This window comes from Streptomyces sp. NPDC019937 (assembly GCF_040631655.1).
GTDB lineage: Bacteria > Actinomycetota > Actinomycetes > Streptomycetales > Streptomycetaceae > Streptomyces.
Window position 1 is genome coordinate 1 of the sequence record NZ_JBEYAL010000114.1, and the last position, 2,408, is coordinate 2,408.

1 protein-coding gene is annotated in these 2,408 nt (G+C 68.4%); it reads right to left on the reverse strand.

Annotated elements, in window-relative coordinates:
- Positions 1-2,408 (reverse strand): type I polyketide synthase (locus ABZ562_RS41080; protein ID WP_361490565.1); only part of this gene is annotated, 2,408 nt, incomplete at both ends.

Here is a 2,408-nt window from a genome sequence, read left to right on the forward strand (position 1 = left end):
GCAGTCGGATAGTCGAACACCAGCGTCGCCGGAAGCCGCAACCCCGTCGCCGCACTCAACCCATTACGCAGCTCCACCGCCATCAACGAATCAAAGCCCAAGTCGCGGAAGGTACGAGCTGCATCCACCCCCGCAGCGCCCTCGTACCCGAGCACCAACGCGATCCGATTGCGCACCAGATCCAGCAGCGCCTCCCGCTGCTCGACCTCGCCCAGCCCAGCCAGCCGTTGCATCAGCTCGGTGGACGCTATCCGTCCGGCTGTGCGGCGCGTACGGATCAGTCCGCGCAACAGCGGCGGCACCTCACCACGAGCCCGCAGCGCCGACAGATCCAGCCGCACCGGCAACACCACCGGCTCCCCAGCACCCACCGCAGCATCGAACAGCGCCACACCCTGCTCGACAGACAACGGCGGGAACCCCAAGCGGTGCATCCGCTCCCGATCGGCGGCGCTCAGCTCACCGACCATGCCGTCAGACTGATCCCACGGCCCCCACGCCAACGACACACCCGGCAGACCCCGATCCCGCCGGTACCGCACCAACGCATCCAGAAACGCATTCCCCGCCGCATAACTCCCCTGACCCGCACTGCCCAACGTCCCCGCCGCGGAAGAGAACACCACGAACGCAGACAAGTCCATGTCCCGTGTCAGCTCGTGCAGATACCACGCCGCATCCACCTTCGGACGCAACACCGCATCAACACGCCCCGGAGACAACGCACCAATCAAACCGTCATCGAGCACACCGGCCGCATGCACCACAGCCGAAATCTCACGCCCGGCCAGCACCCCCGCCAGCACATCCCGATCAGCCACATCACACGCCACCACCTCAACCCGGGCACCCAATCCGGCGAGTTCGGCGACCAGGTCGTCAGCACCCGGCGAAGCCATCCCACGCCGGGACACCAGCAGCAGATCCCGCACACCACGCTCGTTCACCAGGTGCCGCGCCACCACCGCACCCAGACCACCCGTACCACCCGTGACCAGCACGCTGCCCGGCCCATCCCACACCCGCACCGCAGAGTCGGACACACCCACCCGCGCCAACCGAGGCACCACCAACCGCCCCTCCCGAACCGCCAACTCCGGCTCGGACTGCGCCAACGCCCGCGACAACACCGCCCCCGAAACAACACCATCACCAAGATCCAGCAACGTGATCCGATCCGGATGCTCCGACTGCGCCGACCGCACCAAACCCCACACCGACGCCACCGCCAGATCACCGACAGCACCACGTGCCACCACAACCAGACGAGACCCCGCGAACCGCTCTTCCTCCAGCCACCTCTGGACAAGGCCCAGGGTCTGCACCACCGTGGCGTGGGCGGAATCCACCACCCCGTCACCGGGCCGCTCCACCTCCACCTCGACCAACGCCACATCCGGCACCGGGGCCTCAGCCACAGCCAACGCGGCCAGATCCGCGCACCCCACCACCGAGATCCCCGCATCCCGCAACTCGCCACTCAGACCGCCGTCCGGGCCGACCACCGCAACCACCGACGGCCCGGCGTCCGTCCCCTCAGCCACCGGAGCCCACTCCACCCGGAACAACGAATCCCGGCCGACCCACCGGCCATCACCGAACTGTTCGGCCACTACCGGGCGGACCAGGAGGCCGTCCACCGAAGCGACCGGCGCGCCTGCCGCATCCGAGACCGCGATGCTGATCGCTTCCCGCCCGCCGTACGACAACCGAGCACGCACCGTCGTCGCCCCCGAGGCGAACAACGACACACCCTCCCAGGAAAACGGCAGGACCCCGTTCTCGGCGCCCTCGTCGCCACCGGCAAACACCGCCGCGTGCAATACCGCGTCCAGCAGCGCGGGATGCACGCCAAACCCACCGGGCTCAACCTCTTCTGGCAGCGCAACCTCGGCAAACACCGCATCACCGCGCCGCCAAGCAGCCCTCAGCCCCCGAAACACGGACCCGTACTCGAACCCGGACTCGGCCCGGTTCTCATAAAAACCATCCAGCTCGACCGGCTCGGCGCCCACCGGCGGCCACACCGCGGCATCGAACCCAACGCCGGGAAGCTCCTCCGCCGCAGCAAGGACTCCAGTGGCGTGCTGGGCCCACGGCAGCTCGTCGGAGCCATCCGGCCGGGAAAAGACCTTCACCGAACGGTGGCCAGAGTCGTCAGGTTCGCCGACGAACACCTGGATCTGCACCGCGCCCCGCTCCGGCAACACCAGAGGCGCAGCAAGCGTCAGCTCCTCGACACGGTCACACCCGAATTCGTCACCGGCCCGGATCGCCAGCTCCACGAACGCCGTTCCCGGCACCAGAACCCGGCCCATCACCACGTGATCGGCCAGCCACGGATGCGAGGCCAACGACAGGCGACCGGAGAACACCACACCGTCCGAGTCGGCCAACGACACCGCCGC